Source organism: Rhodococcus sp. As11, from assembly GCF_048957735.1.
Taxonomy (GTDB): domain Bacteria; phylum Actinomycetota; class Actinomycetes; order Mycobacteriales; family Mycobacteriaceae; genus Rhodococcus; species Rhodococcus gordoniae.
Genome location: NZ_JARDJE010000052.1, coordinates 1 through 1,433, shown reverse-complemented (window position 1 = coordinate 1,433; position 1,433 = coordinate 1). Strand labels below are relative to the sequence as shown.

General features: G+C 68.9%; 1 protein-coding gene. It reads right to left on the bottom strand.

Annotated features, from left to right (window positions below):
* A partial coding sequence (gene pgi, locus PV766_RS24020) for a glucose-6-phosphate isomerase (protein ID WP_421098121.1) occupies window positions 1–1,433 on the bottom strand: 1,433 nt, incomplete at both ends.

The window sequence follows — 1,433 nt, the reverse complement described above, 5'->3', positions numbered from 1 at the left end:
TCGCGCAGGGTTCGGTAGGTCTCGATCAGGTGGTCGGTGGAGGCATCGCCGGTGTCGGGGGTCTCCTCGCCGGCGAGCACCGCCTGGAGGGCGGTGGCCTGGGTCTTGCCGAGTTCGACCCCCCACTGATCGAACGAATCGATCCCCCAGATCACCCCTTGGACGAAGGTCTGGTGCTCGTAGAAGGCGATGATCTGCCCGACCACCGACGGCGTCAACTCGGGCGCCAGGATCGTCGTCGACGGCCGATCCCCGGGCATCACCTTGTGCGCCACCAACGCCTCGTCGACGCCGTCGGCGCGGACCTCGTCGGCATCACGCCCGAAGGCCAACACTTTGGCCTGGGCGAACATGTTCGCCAGCAACAACACCTGCATGCTGGTCTGCCCGTCGCGGGCGGGCAGGTCGTCGCCGCTACGGGCCAGGCCGAGAAAGTCGACGGGGACGATCTCGGTGCCCTGGTGCAGCAGCTGGAAGAAGGCGTGCTGACCGTTGGTACCGGGCTCACCCCAGAACACCTCCCCGGTCGGACACACCACCGGTGTGCCGTCGGCGCGCACGGATTTGCCGTTCGATTCCATGGTCAGCTGCTGCAGATAGGCCGGCAGCCGCGCCAGATCCTGCGCATAGGGCACCACCGCCCGCGACCGATAACCGAGGATGCTCGCATTCCACACCCCGATCACCCCCGCCAGCAACGGTGCGTTCTGTGCCGGGGCGGTGGTGGCGAAGTGGGTGTCGATGGTGTGCATGCCGGCGAGGAACTCGGCGAACCGCTGCCGTCCGATGGCGCACATCACCGCCAGCCCGATCGCCGAGCCGACCGAATAGCGGCCGCCGACCCAGTCCCAGAATTCGAACATGTTCGCCGGGTCGATGCCGAACTCGACCACCCGCTGCGTGTGCGTCGACACCGCGACGAAATGCTGGGCGACGGCGTCCTCGCCGAGGGCGTCGACGAGCCAGCGGCGGGCGGCGGTGGCGTTGGAGAGGGTTTCGAGGGTGGAAAACGTCTTCGACGCGACGATGAACACGGTCGTCGCCGGATCCAGGTCGGCCAGTGCCGCGGTCAGATCGGCGGGGTCGACGTTGGAGACGAACCGTGCCGCGGGCCCGTCGTGGAAGCGGCGCAGCGCGCCGGTGACCATCGCCGGGCCGAGATCGGAGCCGCCGATGCCGATGTTGACCACCGTGGTGATCCGCTGCCCGGTGGCGCCGCGCCAGCGTCCGTCGCGGATCCGGTCGGTGAACTCACCCATCCGGTCGAGCACGGCATGCACCTGCGCGGCGACGTCGATTCCGTCGACGATCAGCGATGCCTGCCGCGGCAGCCGTAGGGCGGTGTGCAGCACCGCCCGGTCTTCGGTGCTGTTGATGTGCTCACCGGCGAGCATCGCCTCGCGGGCGGCGGCCACACCCGTCTGCTCGGCGAG